The sequence below is a fragment of the Streptomyces fildesensis genome (assembly GCF_016107395.1).
Lineage (GTDB): Bacteria > Actinomycetota > Actinomycetes > Streptomycetales > Streptomycetaceae > Actinacidiphila > Actinacidiphila fildesensis.
This window is the reverse complement of the sequence record NZ_JAAIKO010000012.1, coordinates 1-17,910: the sequence shown is the minus strand read 5'-3', so window position 1 is coordinate 17,910 and position 17,910 is coordinate 1. Positions and strand designations below refer to the sequence as shown.

At 71.1% G+C, this 17,910-nt stretch carries 16 protein-coding genes; 10 read left to right on the top strand and 6 right to left on the bottom strand.

Going from position 1 to position 17,910, the window contains the following annotated elements; translation table 11 throughout:
- The first annotated feature begins 348 nt into the window (after positions 1 to 348).
- Genes C6N31_RS18675 through C6N31_RS18645 form a run of 7 tightly spaced genes read left to right on the top strand, consistent with a single transcriptional unit; the run spans position 349 to position 7,548 of the window.
- Positions 349 to 1,578: a substrate-binding domain-containing protein gene (locus C6N31_RS18675; protein WP_138351400.1), complete on the top strand. Its 1,230-nt coding sequence runs from the start codon at positions 349 to 351 to the stop codon at positions 1,576 to 1,578.
- A gap of 5 nt (positions 1,579 to 1,583) precedes the next feature.
- Positions 1,584 to 2,381 (top strand): ABC transporter ATP-binding protein, encoded by a 798-nt coding sequence (locus C6N31_RS18670; RefSeq protein WP_244808973.1) that lies wholly within the window; start codon positions 1,584 to 1,586, stop codon positions 2,379 to 2,381.
- Positions 2,378 to 3,139 (top strand): ABC transporter ATP-binding protein, encoded by a 762-nt coding sequence (locus C6N31_RS18665; protein WP_138351399.1) that lies wholly within the window; start codon positions 2,378 to 2,380, stop codon positions 3,137 to 3,139. Before C6N31_RS18670 ends, C6N31_RS18665 begins: the two co-directional genes overlap by 4 nt.
- Complete coding sequence (locus tag C6N31_RS18660) at positions 3,139 to 4,026, top strand: branched-chain amino acid ABC transporter permease (RefSeq protein ID WP_138351398.1); 888 nt, start codon at positions 3,139 to 3,141, stop codon at positions 4,024 to 4,026. Before C6N31_RS18665 ends, C6N31_RS18660 begins: the two co-directional genes overlap by 1 nt.
- Positions 4,023 to 5,183 (top strand): branched-chain amino acid ABC transporter permease, encoded by a 1,161-nt coding sequence (locus tag C6N31_RS18655; RefSeq protein ID WP_307811474.1) that lies wholly within the window; start codon positions 4,023 to 4,025, stop codon positions 5,181 to 5,183. Before C6N31_RS18660 ends, C6N31_RS18655 begins: the two co-directional genes overlap by 4 nt.
- On the top strand, positions 5,180 to 6,097 hold the full coding sequence (locus C6N31_RS18650; protein ID WP_138351396.1) for an alpha/beta fold hydrolase: 918 nt from the start codon (positions 5,180 to 5,182) through the stop codon (positions 6,095 to 6,097). The genes C6N31_RS18655 and C6N31_RS18650 overlap by 4 nt, the downstream gene beginning before the upstream one ends.
- Positions 6,094 to 7,548 (top strand): extracellular catalytic domain type 1 short-chain-length polyhydroxyalkanoate depolymerase, encoded by a 1,455-nt coding sequence (locus tag C6N31_RS18645; RefSeq protein WP_138351395.1) that lies wholly within the window; start codon positions 6,094 to 6,096, stop codon positions 7,546 to 7,548. Before C6N31_RS18650 ends, C6N31_RS18645 begins: the two co-directional genes overlap by 4 nt.
- Positions 7,549 to 7,585: 37 nt before the next feature.
- Here C6N31_RS18645 and C6N31_RS18640 read toward each other — a convergent pair whose 3' ends face one another.
- Positions 7,586 to 7,897, bottom strand: a complete 312-nt coding sequence (locus tag C6N31_RS18640; protein WP_138351394.1) for a hypothetical protein — start codon at positions 7,895 to 7,897, stop codon at positions 7,586 to 7,588.
- Between C6N31_RS18640 and C6N31_RS18635 the strand changes: the two genes are divergently transcribed.
- Positions 7,884 to 8,216, top strand: coding sequence for a Rossmann-fold NAD(P)-binding domain-containing protein (locus tag C6N31_RS18635; RefSeq protein WP_232485407.1), 333 nt, complete (start codon positions 7,884 to 7,886; stop codon positions 8,214 to 8,216). The two genes, C6N31_RS18640 and C6N31_RS18635, sit on opposite strands and share 14 nt — an antisense overlap.
- Before the next feature lie 405 nt (positions 8,217 to 8,621).
- Here the strand turns inward: C6N31_RS18635 and C6N31_RS18630 are convergent, their stop codons facing one another.
- Positions 8,622 to 9,161 (bottom strand): 2'-5' RNA ligase family protein, encoded by a 540-nt coding sequence (locus C6N31_RS18630; RefSeq protein ID WP_138351393.1) that lies wholly within the window; start codon positions 9,159 to 9,161, stop codon positions 8,622 to 8,624.
- Positions 9,162 to 9,379: 218 nt separating this feature from the next.
- On the opposite strand from C6N31_RS18630, the gene C6N31_RS18625 reads away from it, so the two are divergent.
- Positions 9,380 to 10,444, top strand: a complete 1,065-nt coding sequence (locus C6N31_RS18625) for a glycoside hydrolase family 19 protein (protein WP_232485387.1) — start codon at positions 9,380 to 9,382, stop codon at positions 10,442 to 10,444.
- A 119-nt stretch (positions 10,445 to 10,563) separates the two neighbouring features.
- On the opposite strand, the gene C6N31_RS18620 is transcribed toward C6N31_RS18625, so the two are convergent.
- From C6N31_RS18620 to C6N31_RS18610, 3 genes are all read right to left on the bottom strand, one after another.
- Positions 10,564 to 13,065, bottom strand: coding sequence for an NlpC/P60 family protein (locus C6N31_RS18620; RefSeq protein WP_187144732.1), 2,502 nt, complete (start codon positions 13,063 to 13,065; stop codon positions 10,564 to 10,566).
- Positions 13,066 to 13,221: 156 nt separating this feature from the next.
- The gene (locus C6N31_RS18615) at positions 13,222 to 14,259 is read right to left on the bottom strand and encodes an ArsR/SmtB family transcription factor (RefSeq protein WP_138351390.1); all 1,038 of its coding nucleotides are present in this window, start codon (positions 14,257 to 14,259) and stop codon (positions 13,222 to 13,224) included.
- Positions 14,260 to 14,428: 169 nt separating this feature from the next.
- Positions 14,429 to 15,214: a S1 family peptidase gene (locus tag C6N31_RS18610; RefSeq protein WP_198357871.1), complete on the bottom strand. Its 786-nt coding sequence runs from the start codon at positions 15,212 to 15,214 to the stop codon at positions 14,429 to 14,431.
- 140 nt (positions 15,215 to 15,354) lie between these two features.
- On the opposite strand from C6N31_RS18610, the gene C6N31_RS18605 reads away from it, so the two are divergent.
- Entirely contained in the window at positions 15,355 to 16,800 is a 1,446-nt protein-coding gene (locus C6N31_RS18605) for an AlkA N-terminal domain-containing protein (protein WP_138351388.1), read from the top strand.
- Positions 16,801 to 16,809: 9 nt separating this feature from the next.
- Here C6N31_RS18605 and C6N31_RS18600 read toward each other — a convergent pair whose 3' ends face one another.
- Entirely contained in the window at positions 16,810 to 17,637 is an 828-nt protein-coding gene (locus C6N31_RS18600) for an isocitrate lyase/PEP mutase family protein (protein WP_138351387.1), read from the bottom strand.
- Positions 17,638 to 17,910: the final 273 nt, after the last annotated feature.

The window sequence follows — 17,910 nt, the reverse complement described above, 5'->3', positions numbered from 1 at the left end:
CCGACCCCGGTTGATTCATACGGCGACGGAACAGGACGGAAGGGAAAGCGGGATCGGTCTTTCAACTGGTGTTCATGCTAGGGGAATCATTCCCCGACGCGCCCGGAACGACGCGCGGCACCACCCGTACGATACGACCCGCGTCGGCGGCGTCACGTCCTGCGAATCGGTGCTCGATCCGCCCCGGCGCCACGGTGTCGACATGCTGATCACCAGGACGGTCGTCGACACGCCATGTCTCTCTCCCCCATTCCCGGCACGGCGGGAGGGTGGCTCCTCCACATGTCCGGTGCGGCGCGGCGCTCCTACGGTTTGCGCAACCCATCACCTCTGCGGGAGCCGGTCACCATGCGTTTGCGTACATCGCGCACCACGAGCAGCAGATTCCTCCGGGGGCTGTCCCTGTTGGCCGTCGGCGCGGTGCTGGCCGGGTGCAGTGCCGCGGGAACGGCCGGCGGTCCGGCCGCGGACGGCGCGGATTCCGCCGCCGTCAAAGTGGGACTCGTCTACTCCCGCAGCGGGCCGCTCGCGGCCTACGGGAAGCAGTACCGGGAAGGCTTCACCGCGGGCCTCGCCTATGCCACGCACGGCACCGGCAAGGTCGGCGGCCACTCCGTCGAGGTCACCGAGCAGGACGACGCGGGCGATCCGGCCAAGGCCGTCGCCGAGGCCAAGAGCCTGCTCGGCAAGGGCGTCAGGATCCTGGCGGGGACGACGGACTCGGGAGTGGCCCTGCAGATGGCGCCGCTGGCGGCGCAGAACCACGTTCTGTTCATCAGCGGTCCCGCGGCCACCGACGCGGTGACCGGGATCAACAAGTACACCTTCCGCTCGGGGCGCCAGTCCTACCAGGACATCCTCACCGCCGGCTCGCTGCTCGGGGACTCCCGGGGCAAGAAGGTGACGGTGCTGGCGCAGAACTCCGCGTTCGGTCAGGCCAACGTGGCGGCCGTGAAAGCCGTGTTGGGTGCGGGCGGTGCCCGCGTCGGCTCCGTGCTCGCGCCGCCCGGCGCGGGTGACCTCACGCCGTTCGCCCAGCAGGTGAAGGCCGGCAAGCCGGATCTCGTCTTCGTGGCGTGGGCCGGCGCCTCCGCCCCGGCGCTGTGGACGGCGTTGAACCAGCAGGGAGTTCTGGACGCCGCGAAGGTGGTGACCGGGCTGGCCGGCACCGCCTCGTACCCGGTGTTCGGTCCCGCCGGTGGCAAAGTGTCGTTCCTGGCCCACTACTTCCCCGGCGCGGCCGCCAACCCGGTGGAGACCGCGATGCTCGACGGCATCACGAAGGCGGGCGGAACGCCCGACCTGTTCAGTCCCGACGGCTTCACGGCGGCCCAGATGATCGTGCACGCCATCGAGGCGGGCAGCGCCACCGACACCGCCGCGATGGCGAAGGCGCTGGAGGACTGGACGTTCAACGGGCCCAAGGGCAGCGAGCGGATCCGCGCCCAGGACCACGCGCTGCTGCAGCCGATGTTCACCGCGCAGCTGACGGGGCCGACCGCGGCCGCCAGGCCGCACCTGCTCACGACCCTGCCGATGGCGGCGGTCACGCCCCCGGCCAAGCCGATGGCGGGCTGATCCCAGTGCACTCCACGATCCCCGCACCACTGGGCGCCGACGCGGGGCACGGCACACTCCCCGCTCCGGTGCTCCGGCTCCAGGACGTCGGCTGGACCGTGGGCGGCGCCACCATCGTCCAGGACGTCTCCTTCGACGTGCGCGAGGGCGAGTTCCTCGCCTTCATAGGCCCCAACGGGGCCGGCAAAACCTCGCTGTTCAACCTCATCAGCGGTCTCGTCCCGGCCACCGAGGGCACCATCGAGCTCGACGGTGCCGACATCACCGCCGAGTCCGTGCCGGCGAGGGCCCGGCGCGGGCTCGGCCGTACCTTCCAGACCTCCAGCCTGTGGCCCGCGATGACGGTGGCCGACCACATACGGCTGGCGGCGCAGGCGGCCACCGGAGGCTCCTACCGGATCTGGCGGCGCGCGGCGCGCTACGGGCGGCAGGTCGACGCGGTGCTGGAGCGCACCGGTCTGGCGGAGCGCGCCGAGTCACCGGCGGCGAGCCTGTCGCACGGCGGGAAACGCCAACTCGAGCTGGCGGTGCTGCTGGTCGGGGAACCGCGGCTGATGCTCCTGGACGAGCCGATGGCCGGGGTCAGCGCCGAGGAGGTCCCGGCGCTGACCGACCTGATCCGTTCCCTGCACCGTGACGAGGGGCGCACCGTCCTCATGGTCGAACACCATATGGAGGTGCTGCTGGGCCTGGCCGACCGGCTCGCGGTGCTGCACCACGGCACCCTCCTGGCGCTGGACACCCCGCAAGCGGTGATGGCCGACGCCACCGTGCAGCAGGCCTACCTCGGGGAGGCGCTGTGAACGGATCCGAGACCCCTTTGCTGACGGTGCGTGAGCTGCGGGTCGTCATCGGCGGCAGGCACATCCTGCACGGCGTCGACCTCGATGTCGCCGCCGCCGGGGTGACCGCCCTGCTGGGCCGCAACGGCGCGGGCAAGACCACCACGGTGCGCGGCATCCTCGGACTCGTCCCGCGCACCGGCAGCGTCCTGCTCGACGGCGAGCAGACGATCCGGCTGGCCACCCACACGCTGGTCCGCCGCGGCATCGGCTACGCACCCGAGGACCGCGGGGTGTTCGCCGGTCTCACCGTCGCGGAGAACCTGCGGCTCGCCGAGCGGCGCGGCGCCGGCGAACCGGCCTACGGCCTGGTGCACGAGCTCTTCCCGGAACTGAGGCAGCGTGCCCGGCAGCCGGCCGGCACCCTCTCCGGCGGACAGCAGCAGATGGTCGCGATCGGACGCACCCTGCTCAACGGGAACCGGCTGATCATCGCCGACGAGCCGACCAAGGGCCTCGCGCCCAAGGTCGTCACCGAGGTGGCCCAGGTGCTGGAGCGCGCGGCGCAGGCCGTACCCGTCCTGCTCGTGGAGCAGAACCTCGCCATGGTGCGCCGGCTCGCCGAGCACTGCGTCGTACTGGCGGACGGCCGCACGTCGTACCGCGGCCCCGCCGCCCAACTGCTGGCCGACGCCGACGCCATGCGCCGTCTCCTGGGCGTCGGACGGCACGGCGCGGCACCGGCCGGGGCCGTGCGCACCGAGGAGGGCGGCGTCTGATGTCCACCGTCGTGCTGCTCGCACTCACCGGACTCGGGCTGGGGGCGCTGTACTTCCTCGTCGCGTCGGGGCTGTCCCTCATCTTCGGTCTGATGGACGTCCTGAACTTCGCCCACGGCGCGCTGCTGTCGATCGGCGCCTACGGCACCTGGTGGGCCGCGTCCGGTCATCTTCCGGCAGCCGGGTCCGGCGGATTCGGGTTCGTCCTGGCCGTCGCCTTCGGGACCGCCACGGGGGCCCTGGCAGCCGTGCTCCTCGAACTGGCCCTGATCCGGCCGCTGTACGCGCGTCCCCGTGAACAGGTCCTCGCGACCGTCGGCGTCGGACTCGCGGTTCCGGCGCTGCTCTCGGCGATCTGGGGGGCCGACGCCCGCCCCTTCCCCGGACCGCGGGCGCTGTCGGGCACCTTCGGACTGCTGGGCGCCCAGATCCCCGTCAACCGCCTGGTCCTGACGGGCGCCGCCGTGGTCGTGCTCGCCGCCCTGAAACTCTTCCTCGGCGGCACCCGGCACGGTCTGGTCGTCCGCGCGGGAGTGGAGGACCGGGCCATGGTCACCGCACTGGGCATCGACGTCCGCAGAGCGTTCACGCTGGTCTTCGCCATCGGTGGAGCCGCGGCCGCGCTGGCGGGCGCCCTCGGCGGTCTGTACTTCGGTTCCGTCGACCCCGGCCAGGGCACCTCGCTGCTCATCTTCGCCTTCGTCGTGGTCGTGATGGGCGGCATGGGCTCGATCACCGGCGCCGCGCTGGCCTCGGTCGCCGTCGGCCTCGTCCAGCAGTTCGCCAACTACTACACCACCGCGGGACTCGGCGACCTCGCCGTCGTCGTGCTGCTCGCCGCGCTGCTCCTCGCCCGGCCGCGCGGCCTCACCGGGAGACTCGCGTGACCACCACGACCCAGCCGAAGGACCCCGTTCGCGAGCACTGCGACACCGCTGCCGGCCATGGCCGACGCGGCCGGCACCTCATCCGCTGGTGGCCGGCCGGCCTGTTGCTCGCGCTGCTCGCCGCACCGTACAGCGCACTGCCCCTGCCGGGGTTGCTGGACGGTCCGATCGGCAGCCCCGGCAGTCTCCAACTGCTGGCCCTGTGCCTGGTCTTCGGGGGCCTGGCCACCGGATACGACCTGCTGCTGGGCCGTACGGGACTGCTCTCCTTCGGCCATGCCCTGTACTTCGCCGCAGGCGGTTACGCCACCAATACGATCATGCTGGAGGCCGGGCTGCCGTTCGTCACCTCGGCGCTCCTGGCGCTGCTCTTCGGCACGGCGCTGGCCGCGCTGCTGGGAGCGGTCGGGCTGCGGGTGAGCGGCATCGGCTTCTCCATGGTGACGCTGGCGTTCGCCCAGGCCGGGTCGATCCTCGTCGCACGCGACCCGGGCGGCCTGACCGGCGGGGAGGAGGGGCGGGCCGTCCCGGCGAACCGGCTGCCCGCCTCCCTGGTGGGCATCGAACACACCGTCAATCTGTACTGGATCGCCCTGGCCTACCTGGTCGTCACGCTCGCCGCCGTCCACTGCGCGGTGCGTTCGCCCACCGGCCGGGTCTGGGAGGGCATCAAGGAGAACGAGCGCCGGGTGGAGGTGCTCGGGCTGCGGCCCTACGGCTTCAAGCTCGTGGCGTTCACCCTGTCCGGCGCCCTGGCGGCGCTCGGCGGCATCGTCTATCTGCTGCTCACCGGCGGTGCCACCCCGCAGACCACCACGTCGAACTTCACGTTGTCGCTCCTGGTGATGGTGGTGCTGGGCGGCTCCGGATCGCGCTGGGGACCGCTCGTCGGCGGGGTCCTCTACACCTGGGCCGACCACCGCCTCGGCGACCTGGCCGGGTCCGGCGCGGTGGCCGGCCTCCCCGCGGTGCTGCGGGTCCCGCTCTCCCAGCCGCTGTTCCTGCTCGGCACCGTCTTCGTCGCGGTCGTGTACCTGCTGCCCGGCGGTGTGGTGCGGCTGCCGGAACGGGTCCGCGTCACCTGGTCCTCACGAGCCACCGGGCGCACCATGACAGAAGCCGAGCCCGCCGAACGGAAAGAGATCCCCGCGTCATGACGCAGAATCCCACCCCCGCCGTCGAGGCGGAAACGTTCGAGGAGTTCACCGTCGCCGTGGAAGGAGGGGAACTCGCCGTACTGCGCTGGCCGGCCGCCGTGCCCGACGCGCCGGTGGTGATGGCGCTGCACGGGATCACCGGCAACGCCCTGTCCTGGGCGCGCGTCGCCCATCATCTGGCGGGCCGCGTCACCCTGCTCGCCCCCGATCTGCGCGGGCGGGCGGGCAGTGCCGCGCTGCCGGGACCGTACGGGATCGCCCGCCACGCCGATGACGCGGCAGCCCTGATGGCGGCGGTCGGTGCGCCCCGCGTGGTGCTGGCCGGACACTCCATGGGCGCCTTCGTCGCGGCCGTGGCCGCGGTACGCCACCCTGACCGGTTCCCCTCCCTGCTGCTGGTGGACGGCGCGGTGGGCTTTCCGGCACCGCTGGAACTGGCACCCGACGAGCTGATCACGGCGGTCATCGGACCGGCCATGAGCCGTCTGTCGATGACCTTCCCGGACCGCGACACCTACCGGTCGTTCTGGCAGGCGCATCCGGCGTTCGGCGCGTCCTGGGAGCCCTGGGTGGACGCCTACGTCCAGCGCGATCTGGTGGGGCAGGAGCCGGAACTGCGGTCCTCCTGCCGGATCGAGGCGGTCCGCACCGACGGTGTCGACCTGTTCTCCGAGGACGTCCTGGCCGCCGTTCACCAGCTGCCCGGCCAGGCCCGGCTGTTGTGGGCCGAGCGCGGTCTGATGGACGAGCCGCAGGGGCTGTACGACGAGGAGCGGCTGGCCGCGGCCGGCCTGGACCACCCGAACGTCACCCCGCTGAAGCTGGCGGGCACCAACCACTACACCATCCTCATCGGGGACGAAGGCGCCAGGACGGTGGCCCGACACCTCGTGGAACTGGCAGGTTCGTCATGACCGCACCCCGCCTGCGCGGCATCTTCCGACGCCTCACCCTGATCGTCGTTCTCGGGCTTCTCACCGCAGGACTGACGAGCGTGCCGGCTGCCGCGGCGGCCGGCACGTATCAGCAGGTCACCGGCTTCGGCTCCAATCCCGGCAATCTGACGATGTACCAGTACACGCCGGCGAACCTGCCCGCCGGCGCCCCGCTGGTCGTCGCCCTCCACGGCTGTACGCAGACCGCGAGCGACTACCACACGCACTCGGGCTGGCAGAAGTACGCCGACCTGTGGGGCTTCGCCGTGGTCTACCCGCAGACCGGCACGGCCAACAACGTCCTGTCGTGCTTCAGTTGGTTCGACGCGACGAAGGACACCCGCGGGCGCGGTGAGGCCGCCTCGGTGCTCCAGATGGTGAACCACGCCGCGGCGCAGCTCGGTTCCGACAGCCACCGGGTCTTCATCACCGGTCTGTCCGCGGGCGCCGGCATGGCGGCCGATCTGCTCGCCGACTACCCCGAGGTGTTCGCGGGCGGCTCCGTCGACTCCGGGCTGCCCGCCCAGTGCGCCACCACCCAGGCCGCGGCTTCCTCCTGCCAGAACGCCGCCCAGAACCTCACGCCCGCCCAGTGGGGCGACAAGGTCCGCGGCTCCTTCCCCGGGTACACCGGATCGTGGCCGCGCGTCGCGATCTGGCAGGGCACGTCCGACACCACCGTCCGACCGGTGAACGCCACCGAGCTGCGTGACCAGTGGACCGACGTCTGGAGCATCGGCCAGACCGCGTCCAGCACCCGGAACCTGCCCGGCGGCACCACGCTGAGCACCTACAACGACAGCGCGGGCAAAGCCGCCGTGGCGCTGTACTCGATCTCCGGCATGGGCCACGGTCTCGCCGTGCAACCGGGATCCGGCACCGATCAGTGCGGTACCGCCGGCGCCTACTTCCTCGACACCGTCTGCTCCAGCTACTACACGGCCACGTTCTGGGGCCTGGACAGCTCCCCCGGCGGTCCCGGCTCCCTGCCCGCTCCCACCGGTGTCCGGGTCACCGGGTCCACCGGCACCTCCGCGTCACTGGCCTGGAACGCGGTCGACGGCGCGGCCTCGTACACCGTCCGGCGCAACGGTGCCGTCGTGGGATCCACCGCATCGGCGTCGTACACCGACACCGGGCTGTCCGCCGGCACCGCCTACGGCTACACGGTCACCGCGGTCGACTCCGCGGGCGCCGCCGGTGCCGCCTCGGCGACGGTCACAGCGACGACCACCGGGGCCGCGCCCCGGTGCTTCACCACCGACAACTACCACCAGGTCGCGGCCGGGCGCGCCCACCAGAGCGGTGGCTACGCCTATGCCAACGGCTCCGGCCAGAACATGGGCCTGGACAACGTCTTCACCACCCACACCCTCCAGGAGGCCCCGACCGGCTACTTCGTCATCGCCGACGCCGGCTGCCCCGCGTGAAGCCCCGGATCGGCCGCATCGGCCCGACCGCCCCGGCTCAGCCGGACGCTCGGGCGAGCAGGCCCGTGAGCAGCACCTCGAGCAGTTGGCGGAGGGTGTCGGTGAAGTCCAGCCGCATCGCCGCCGGCTCGGGATCGGTCTCGTAGACGGCGAGCATCGCGGCTGACGGCTGCGAGTGGGTCCACGTCGCGCCGGTCACCATGACGGTGGCACCGGCGAACCGTACGGCGTCGTGCTCTGCGAGCTCGGGCACCCGCTCCCGCACCATCCGGGCCAGCTCACCCACGTTGGTGATCGCGCTGCGCTTGTACTCCGCGGTGACCTTCGGAGAGACGTTGCGTTCGAGCACGCCGGCCTGCGCGCGCACCAACCTCCAGACGGCGGGCGCGACCCTGGGCCGCGACAAGCCGAAGCGCTCGCTGCTCAACAGCCTCGCCATCCTGCCGTCGCAGGGCGTCGAACAGGGCGCCGAGCCGCTGCTGTACGCCGCCACCAGCCCGGACGCCACTCCCGCCGCCTACTACGGACCGGGCGGACGATTCGGACTGGTCGGCCCCACCACCACCGCACGCACCACCCGCCGGGCCCTCGACACCACGGCCAACGCCCGGCTGTGGGCGGAAGCCGAACGCCTCACCGGCGTCACCCTGCCCGCCCTCGCCGCATGACGACCGCGACCCGGTGACTACCGTGCGGGCGGGCCGCGACCCGGCCGGTTCGTCACCGCGGCCCGGTCTGCGATCGCTGGGTCTCCTCCCCGGCCACGGCTCCACGATCACGCCCCCGCCGCCATTCGGCACCCGCACGCTCCGCGGCCGACGACGGGCGGACCGCGGGCACCGGTGGTATCCAGTCCACTGTGGATGAACAACGTGATGTGAACGGCCCGTCCCAGATGTCCCGGCAGCCGCGGCTGCTGTCGACCTCATGCGGCAACTGCTCGTGCTGCGGAGAGGGCGCCTGCGTCAGAGGCCCGGACAACGGCTGCCCGGTGAATCTGGAGAGTGTGACGTCCTGCCCCTGTCTGACGGAGTGACCCGTTCGGCCCAGCGGCCGGATCCCGGTCAGGATGGTCAGCCGCGCAGCGGGAACGTCTCCGCGTCGTGCCAGTGGGCGCCGTCCCAGACGACCAGCTGCACCGCGGTGACGCGGGTCGTGAAGGGAAGCCCGGCCGTCAGATCGGCCTCGATCGTGTCGAACACGCCCGGATCCGGGCTGTAGGCGACGGTCAGATGCGGTGCCGCGTCGGCGTACCGGCCTCCGTACGGTTGCGCCTCCGGCCAGCGGTCGGCGACGCCACGGGTGAGCGCCCGGAGGGGGCCGTCCGGCTCGGGGACGAGATGGAGCATCGCAGGGAAGCGTCCGCAGCGACGGAAGGCCAACTCGAACGGGGCGTGAGCGCCCAGTGACTCCCCCAGGGCCTCGGCGACGGAACCATCGATCCGCGGGTGGTCCAGGAACGGGTAGAGCACCGACACGTGCGCCGGGACCCCGGTCCCCGCGGCGGGGTCGAACCGCCGCCGCCACTCCCCCACCAGAGGTTCCGCCTCCGGAACCTTGATGACCAACGCCGTACGGCCCGCCGGATGCCGCGCACTGCCTTCTGACGCCATTGCTCCGGTCACGGTCCCGTCGATCGTTCTGCGGTCACTGCCCAGGAGGCTACCGCAGCCGCCGCCAACCACTCCCCGGCAGCGGCTCGTTGGAGAACCGCTCCGACCTCGCGCACTATTGGTCCAGACCTTGACAGGTCCAGACCAATCGGGTTGAGTGCAGGGCTATCCCCACTCGATCCCCCACTAGGAGTGGCCCCGTGTCAAGAAAACGGATCATGGCGTTCCTCACCGCTCTGATCGTCGCGGTCGGACTGGCGGTCCTCGTACCGCTGGCGTCCACCGCTTCCGCCGCGCAGTGTACGACCGCGTGGAACTCCTCCACGGTGTACACCGGCGGACTGTCCGCGTCCTACAACGGTCACAACTGGTCCGCGAAGTGGTGGACCCAGAACGAGACACCCGGCAACGCGGCGGTCTGGGCCGACCAGGGAGCCTGCGGCAGCTCGGGTGGCTCCGGCGGCACCACCGGCGGCACCGGATCGTGCGACTACCCCGCGTGGGTCGCGGGCCGGGCCTACGTCACCGGTGACGTCGTCAAGTACACCGACGGCAACGCGTACCGCGCCGAGCACGACAATCCCGGCTACGACCCGGCCATCAGCACCTGGTACTGGGAGCCGTACACCTGCGGCGGATCGCCGACCACACCGCCCAGCCAGGGCGGCTTCCCGGTCAGCGAGTCCCAGTTCAACCAGATGTTCCCGAGCCGCAACTCGTTCTACTCCTACAGCGGCCTGACCGCGGCCCTCAGCGCCTACCCCGGCTTCGCCAACACCGGGAGCGACACCGTCAAGCGGCAGGAAGCCGCCGCGTTCCTGGCCAACGTCAACCACGAGACCGGCGGACTCGTCTACATCGTCGAGCAGAACACCGCCAACTACCCCCACTACTGCGACGCGAGCCAGTCCTACGGCTGCCCCGCCGGCCAGGCCGCGTACTACGGCCGCGGTCCGATCCAGCTGAGCTGGAACTTCAACTACAAGGCCGCGGGCGACGCACTCGGCATCGATCTGCTCCACAACCCCAACCTCGTCCAGAACGACTCGTCCGTCGCCTGGAAGACCGGCCTGTGGTACTGGAACACCCAGAGCGGCCCCGGCACCATGACCCCGCACAACGCCATGGTGAACGGCGCCGGCTTCGGCGAGACCATCCGTAGCATCAACGGAAGCATCGAATGCAACGGCGGCAACCCCGCCCAGGTGCAGAGCCGGATCGACGCCTACCAGCGCTTCGTCCAGATCCTCGGTGTCCCGGCAGGCAACAACCTGAGCTGCTGAGTCCCGTTCCTCCGGACGGAACGGCTCACGGACCCGGCAACCTGACTGCCGGGTCCGTGAGCCGTTCGTCCGTTGTGAGGTGTTCGGTCCTCCGTTGTCAGGTGTTCGGTCCTCCGTTGTCAGCAGGTGGGCAGGGAGTCGTCCCAGGCCGGTCCCTTGATGTAGATGTTGCTGATCCAGCCCTGCTGGTCCGCCAGCCGGCTCCAGCCGTCGTTGGTGTAGCCGTCGGCGGTGACGCTCTCGCTGTGCTTCTGGCACACCACGGTCACCTGGGTCGGCCCCGCCAGCGTGGCGACCACCCCGGACCCGGAGGCGGCGTCCTGGTGGACGCGCACATTGGCGCCCCAGGTCGTCCGGGTGTTTCCGTGGGTCTCGCCACCCGGACTGCCCGGATCACCGTCGCAGGCCGGTACGCCGTCGAGCCAGGCGGCACCCTTGACATAGATGTTGGAGATCCACGCCTGGCGGTCGGCGAGATGGCTCCAGCCGTCGTTGGTGATGCCCTCGGCCGTCACCGACTGGCCGTGCACCTGGCAGTCGATCGTCACCGCCGTCGGGCCGGGAAGCAGGTCCGCCCGCGCACTCGTGGCCGTCGGAGCGGTGTGCAGGTAGACATTGGTCCCCCACGTCATGTGATCACCGCCCACGGCCCCGCCGCTGCCGCCCCCGCAGGTGGGGACGTCGACCAGCCATGCGGCGCCCTTGACGAAGATGTTCGACACCCATCCGTTGTAGTTGGGCAGGAAGCTCCACGCGTCGTTGGTGATGCCCGACGCCGTCACCGACTCGGCGTGCTTCTGGCAGGAGATGCCGATGTCCGTCGGACCGGCCAGCGTGGTCACCAGCCGGCCGGAGGCCGACGGGATCGCCCGGATGTTGACATGGGTGCCCCAGGTGGAATGGGCACCGCCGCCCGGCGACGAACCGTCGCAGGCCGGGATGTTGGGGAGCCAGGCCGGTCCGCGGACATAGATGTTGGAGACCCAGCTGCCGCCGATGTCGGGCAGATGCGACCAGACGTCGTTGGTGTAACCCTCGGCCGTGACCGACTGGGCGTGCTTCTGGCAGTCGATACGGATCGCCGTCGGACCGCTGAGCGTGGTGTACACCGGGCCCGACGTCGACGGTGTGGTGTGCGTGCGGACGTCCGTGCCCCAGGTGGAGTTGGGACCGCCGACGCCTCCGCCGCCCCCGCTGCCGGAGCCCGACGGCCGGACCGCGCCCATGTAGTCGTGGTGGTTGGACATGGGTGACACCCGGATCTTCTCGTTGGACTGCGGGGCCTCGGCGATCAGCCCGGTGCCCAGATAGATCGCGGTGTGATGGATGTTCGCGGAGGTGCCGAAGTAGACGATGTCCCCGGCCCGCAACACACTCTCACCCATGGGAGGACCGAACCGCACCGACCACGGCGCACGGTACGCCGAGTCCGCCGTACGGTCACCGATGATGTCGTACCCGGCGGCCTTGTAGTAGGCGAAGCGGACGTATCCCGAGCAGTCGAAGCCCTTGCGGTACGGGTCGTTGGCACTGCGGACGGGGTCGGACTGGTCGACCGAGCCGAATGTCGCCTGCGGCGGAGAGACGCTGTGCCCGCCGCCCCAGGTGTACCAGGTGTCCTGCGCGATGACGGAGCAGGCGGCCGCGATGGCGGCGGCGCCCATCGGGTCGGTGTCGGTGTGCGGTGCGCACGGGGTGTTGGGGTTGGGGTCCGATCCGCCCGATGCGGCGAAGCTGACCGCGGTGGACACCGCCTTGGCCGCCATACGGTTCGCCGTCGCGCCGTGGTCTCCGGCGCCGTACTGGGTGTGCGCGGGAAGGCTGTACGCGAACTGCTGCGCCAGGTCGTCCGTGCTGGGCGGGCCCGGGCGGTTGCAGACGTGGTCGTCGGTGCGGCACACGTCGAAGTACCGGCCGTCGCCGATGAATCCGGCGAAGGCTCCCGGAACATTCAGCCGCCCCAGCAGCCCGCCGTCGGCGACGGCGGCCGTGCCGGTGCTGAAGTCAGGGTTGATGGTGAGCATCGCACCGGCCTGGGCCATGCCGATCTGGCCGTTGTTGCGGCTGGGGTCGGCGACCGTGAGCACGGCGCCTATGGTGTCCGCGTGGGACTGCACGACGGGCAGCTGCAGCGCCGACTTCACGACGTGCGCGCCCATCGAATAGCCCAGCAGGATCAGATGGGGATGGTTGGCGCACCCCGCGTAGAAGTTGACCTCGCTGGCCAGCCGGTCACGGCCGATGCCCAGCCCCGTCCAGTAGTCCGGCAGGCCGCCGGGCCACGGGCGGGAGATCAGTGACGCCGGGTACTTGAGGTTACGGACCTTGATCGCCTGGTCCTGGACGCCCTTGTCGTGCAGGGACTGGACGATCCCCGCGATGAACCAGCTGTTGACTCCGCTGGAACCCCACTCCATCCCCGCGCCCTGGTGCGTGGTGTCCTCCTCGGTGCCGTACGCCGAGATCACCACCCAACTGGGCCCGCAGACCGGGTCCCCCGGATCAGGATTCGGATAGTCGGCACGGGCGTCCGGGGCCGCGCCGAGCGTCGTGGTCGCCACCATCGCCAGCAGGACGGAGAGGAGCAGAAGCCACCGTGGCAGCCTCGGCCTGGTAGTCACATTCACTGTATGAGAGACCTTTCCTGCGCTGCCGTTTCTGCACTGCCGCGGCATCGGCCGAAGGGACGCGGGGAACATCACCGCGAAGACCGTTGCCGGTGCACCATCACCTTGCCGGTGCGGGGACAGCATGCGGCGGGGCGGGCGGACGGGCAATCATTTCGAGCACAGGCTAAACGGGCCCTGCGGGAGCGGACTGTCGACCAGGCCCGGCGTTCCCCCGCCCAACAGCCGGAGGCCCAGCGGGGTCGCCGTGTGCAGAACGTACTTGCCGTCACGGCGGCTGGCCACGAGCCCGCCGTCCCGCAGTACCCCGATCTGGTAGCTGACGCTGGGCAGGGTGACGCCGACGGCTTCGGCCACCTCGGAGGTGGTCCGGGCGTTCCGGTTGGCCACCTCGGCCAGTACCGCTGCCCGGGTCCTGCCCAGCAGGCGCACCAGTCCCTGTTCCGTCGCGCCCTCTCCGTCGAGCGGCACCTTCGCCACCGGATAGACGAGCACCGGCGTCAGGCCCGGGTCCGCGAGAGCCGTCGGCCGGCCCCAGCAGAAGTACGAGGGCACCAGCAGCAGCCCACGCCCCGCCAGGTGCAGGTCGCGGTCGACCGGGTAATCCACTTCCAGCGTCGGGGAGTTCCATCGCGCCAGCGGGCGCAGTCCTTCCAGCAGCGCCTGGGTGCCGCCTCCCAGCAGAGTGCTCGCCCGCCGGCCGATATCGTTGTCAACGGCGGTCCGGATACGCGGCCAGAAGGGCTGCAACAGCGCCCGGTGGTAGGTGGCGAGCGCTTTGGTGAGCGGGACGAGCCCGTCGGCTCCCGGCCGGCCCATCGTGGTGGCCCAGACCGGGACCGGACGGGACTCGGCAAGCCGCGTCAATTCGCGGTTCAGTTGTCCTCGGGGAGTGCCGCGCACCTGGTCCAGGCCGGCGAACAGTTCGCCGCCGGTATTGCTCGGTGTGAGAAAGTCCGGAATGTAGCCCGAAGCGGGGATCAATAACCGCAGCAGATGCAGCGCCCCCTTCACGACGGGATCTCTGCGCAGCCGTTCATATGCCGTGCCGCGCCAATGGCCGAAATCAAGCGGTCCCTGTCTGGTCTGCAGACGACAGATACTGCACACCAGTTCCCACAGCGGGTCGGGATGCTGGGCAATTCGAATGTTCTGCAGGTCGTGGGGGGTGAAGTGAACGCGGAGCATGCAGCCTCTTTCGCTCGCAGGCCCAATGCGGGTCGCGGCCGTACCGGTTCGGCGCGGCCATGGGTAAAGACCCGCACCGGCTCTCCAAGGTTGCCCCCTGCCCCGACTTCGCGCGGGGACAGGAGGCGGAACGCGGCAGACCTCGCCCGCAATTCCTCTTTATCGTTGCTCAAGGAGACCGTGTGAGGAGTCCGAGACCGGCGGCCACCGAACTCACCCGGGAGAACGTGGAGTAGGCGTTATCCGGGGTGCAGTATTTGTTGCCGCTGCTCACGATACCGATAACGCGGCCACCGGCGATCAGTGGTCCACCGGAGTCCCCGGCGCAGACGCTCTCCGGCACGGCACTTCGGGGAAGCCCGCAGATCTTCACGGCCGAGGTGGAGGACCACGGGCCGCAGTCACTCATCGGCGCCAGCTTGAGCGTCGCCTCCTTCAGCCGGCGACCCGCGGCGGCCGCATCGCTGTTCGCCACGGCGGTCTCCGTTCCTGTCCGCCCCCAGCCCAGGACCGTGGCCGGGCGCCCGTAGCCGTAAAGGGCGGAATCCGCGGGCCGGGCCACCGGAACGGTCCTGTACGGCAGCGCCCTGTCGAGCGTGACGACCGCGGCGTCGTAATCACCCGCGAAACCCTGGTAGTCCGGGTGGACCTTCACCTTCACCGCGTGCCGGACCTGCCCCTTCGTGGTGCCCAGGTCGGTACGCCCGCCGATGAAGCGCAGGCCGGTCACGTCCATGGCGTCGAAGCAGTGTGCCGCGCTGAGCACCTTGGCGGGAGCGATCAGTGCCCCGGTGCAGAGCTCCTGGTGGTCCGGAGTCTCGATCGCGATCAGATAGGGGTACGTGTCGGTCGTGGCGGGCTTGCCGCCGAGCACCGCCGAGGCCGAACCCGACAGGGTGACGACGAGTCCCGCCGCGGCCATGCCGGCCACCGCGAGACGCACTAAAGCCTTCATCGAATCTCCTGGAAGTGTCTCCGGCTACTGGATCACTGAGACGAGACCGCGAGACGCCTGGTTGCACCCCGGCCGGACAGCGGCGTCATCATGTCCGGATCCGGCTGGCCCGTGCCCCTTGCGGATGCGAGCCTGAGCAGGTGACTACGTATTCCGCTGTACGGACCACGGGGATCTACTGCCGGCCGGGTTGCGGGGCCAAGCCGCACGCCGAGAACGTCCGCACCTTCGAACTGGCGGGAGCCGCGGAGGCGGCCGGCTACCGGGCCTGTCTGCGCTGCCGCCCCTATCGTGTCGCCGGCACCGTCGCCGACGACACTCCCGAACTCGTCTGCCGGGCCGTCCAGCTCATCATCGGCGGCACGTTGGACGAGGCCAACGAGGCGGCGCTGGGCGCCCGGCTCGGCGTGTCCGCGCGCCATCTGCGGCGGATGTTCCACGACCACCTCGGGGTGACACCGGACCAGTTCGCCCGCTCACGGCGTGCGCACTTCGCCCGGCGGCTGCTCGACGACTCCGACCTGTCGATCGCCGAGGTCGCCTTCGCTTCGGGGTTCGGCAGCCTGCGCCAGTTCAACCGGGCGATCCGGGAGGTGTTCCGCTCCGCGCCGAGCGATCTGCGGGACCGGCGGCGGCGCGGAGACCGGCTCACCGCCGACGGCGGACTCGTCCTGCGCATGCCGTTCACCGCTCCTTACGACTGGGACGCCACCCTCGATTTCCTCGCCGAACGAGCGGTCCCCGGTGTCGAGTCGATCGAGTCGGGCCGGTACCGGCGGACCATCGCGCTCGACGGGGCGCCCGGGATGCTCGAGATCGGGCCAGGAGGCTCCGATCACCTCCGACTGCGAGCGCACCTGCCCTACTGGGAGGGCGTCATCCATGTCGTGGAACGGGCGGCCCGGCTCGTGGGTATCGACGCCGACCCGGTCCTCCCGTCGGCGCAGCTCATCGCCGACACCGCACTCGGTCCACTGATCACCTCCCGCCCGGGGGTACGTGTCCCGGGAGCGTGGGGACCGTTCGAGGTCGCCGTGCACGCGGTGCTCCGCCAGGAGTTGCCTGCGCAGCGGGCCCGCGCCGCGCTCGGCGCGCTGGCCCGCGCCTACGGGCCGCCCGTCGACGGACTCGGACACGGGCTCACCCACGCCTTCCCGTCGGCTGGGACCCTCGCGGACGTGCCCCCGGACGCGTACGGACTGCCGGACGGAGCCGGCGGGACCGTCAGTGCCCTGGCACGGGCGGTGGTCTCCGGGTCCGTCCACCTCGACGGCGGCGAACCACTGGCGGAACTCGTGGCATCGCTGGTCACGGTCCCGGGCCTCGGCGCCGCCGCCGCGCACCATGTCGCCCTGCGCCTCGGCGCACGCGACGCGTTCCCGGCGGGAGACCCGGACGTACGGCGAGCGGTGCAACAGCTCGCATCCTCACTCGAAGTATCCGATTCACCCGGCTCACCCGACTCGTCCGCTGATCTCGATGCCGTCTCCGCGCCCTGGCGTCCGTGGCGGGCGCTGGCGACGGTCCACCTTCTCGTCGGGGACCGCCACCAGGCACCACGCACCGCCCCGTCCGACAGCCGCTGAAGCGGACCGTCAGCGCAGCAGGTCGTTGAGCTCCCCGTAACCCATCGCCGCTTCGAGCGAGACGTAGGTGCCGGAACCGAGCAACTCCCTCGCCGCGTCCGCCGCCAGACCGTAGGCGGCCTGGGCGACGGCCGAACCCACACTGATGCGTGCGACACCGAGCGCCGCGAGTTCCGCGACGGTCGGCGCCCCCGGGTGCGCCATCACATTGATCGGCAGCGGCCCGTCGACGAGTGCGCGTATCGCCTCGGGATCGATGAGGCCGGGAACGAAGAGCAGGTCCGCTCCGGCCGCGGCGTACCGCTCGGCGCGGGCCAGGGTGGCTGCGAGCCGTTCGCTCGGCGCACCGACTCCGGCGAGGTAGGTGTCCGTCCGGGCGTTGATGCACAGATCGACGTCCGCGGCCCGCGCGCTGTCCCGGGCGGCGGCGAGCCGATCGGCCTGTGCGGCCGGGTCGAGGAGCGGCTCGCCCCGTACACCGGGGCTGTCCTCGATGTTGACGCCCACGGCACCCGTGGCGAGGACCGCGGTGATGGTCGACGCCACCTCCTGCGGGGTCGCGCCGTATCCCGCCTCGATGTCGGCGGTCACCGGAACGGAGACCGCGGCGACGATGCGCCGCAGGGCGTCGAGAGCGGCGGCGCGGCTCATGCCGCCCCCGTCCGGCACTCCCACCGCCCACGACACCCCCGCGCTCGTGGTGGCGATCGCGGTGGCACCGGCCGCCTCGATCGCCACCGCCGAGCCCGGGTCCCACGCGTTGGGCAACACCAGCGGGGGTTGAGCGTGCAGGGCGCGCAGGACACGCGCCTGTTCCTTCTGATCGAGCGCCTTCACGGGGCCCTCCTGGTTCCACGGGTTCGGGCGGGCCGAACGACCCTCTACCAGGTAAGACTCTCCCGGTCCGCCATCACCGGTCTGGCCATATCCGGTCACGCGCCCGCCGTGCTCAGGGGCGCGCCCGGCGCTACGGGTGGTACAGCGCGCGAGCCCGCCCGGCGTCGGCCGGACCGTCCTCAGGGATCCGCAGGAAGTACCGCAACTGCCAGGCCTGGCTAGTGTCCTGCGCCGGAGATCCGTCGGCAGAAGCGTGCGAGGGAGTCGAGGATC

Excerpts from the sequence above, each read along its gene's own strand:
- C6N31_RS18675 (WP_138351400.1), top strand. The coding sequence starts at position 349 with ATGCGTTTGCGTACATCGCGCACCACGAGCAGCAGATTCCTCCGGGGG.
- C6N31_RS18660 (WP_138351398.1), top strand. The coding sequence starts at position 3,139 with ATGTCCACCGTCGTGCTGCTCGCACTCACCGGACTCGGGCTGGGGGCG.
- C6N31_RS18650 (WP_138351396.1), top strand. The coding sequence starts at position 5,180 with ATGACGCAGAATCCCACCCCCGCCGTCGAGGCGGAAACGTTCGAGGAG.
- C6N31_RS18645 (WP_138351395.1), top strand. The coding sequence starts at position 6,094 with ATGACCGCACCCCGCCTGCGCGGCATCTTCCGACGCCTCACCCTGATC.
- C6N31_RS18630 (WP_138351393.1), bottom strand. The coding sequence starts at position 9,161 with ATGGCGTCAGAAGGCAGTGCGCGGCATCCGGCGGGCCGTACGGCGTTG.
- C6N31_RS18625 (WP_232485387.1), top strand. The coding sequence starts at position 9,380 with ATGGCGTTCCTCACCGCTCTGATCGTCGCGGTCGGACTGGCGGTCCTC.
- C6N31_RS18615 (WP_138351390.1), bottom strand. The coding sequence starts at position 14,259 with ATGCTCCGCGTTCACTTCACCCCCCACGACCTGCAGAACATTCGAATT.
- C6N31_RS18610 (WP_198357871.1), bottom strand. The coding sequence starts at position 15,214 with ATGAAGGCTTTAGTGCGTCTCGCGGTGGCCGGCATGGCCGCGGCGGGA.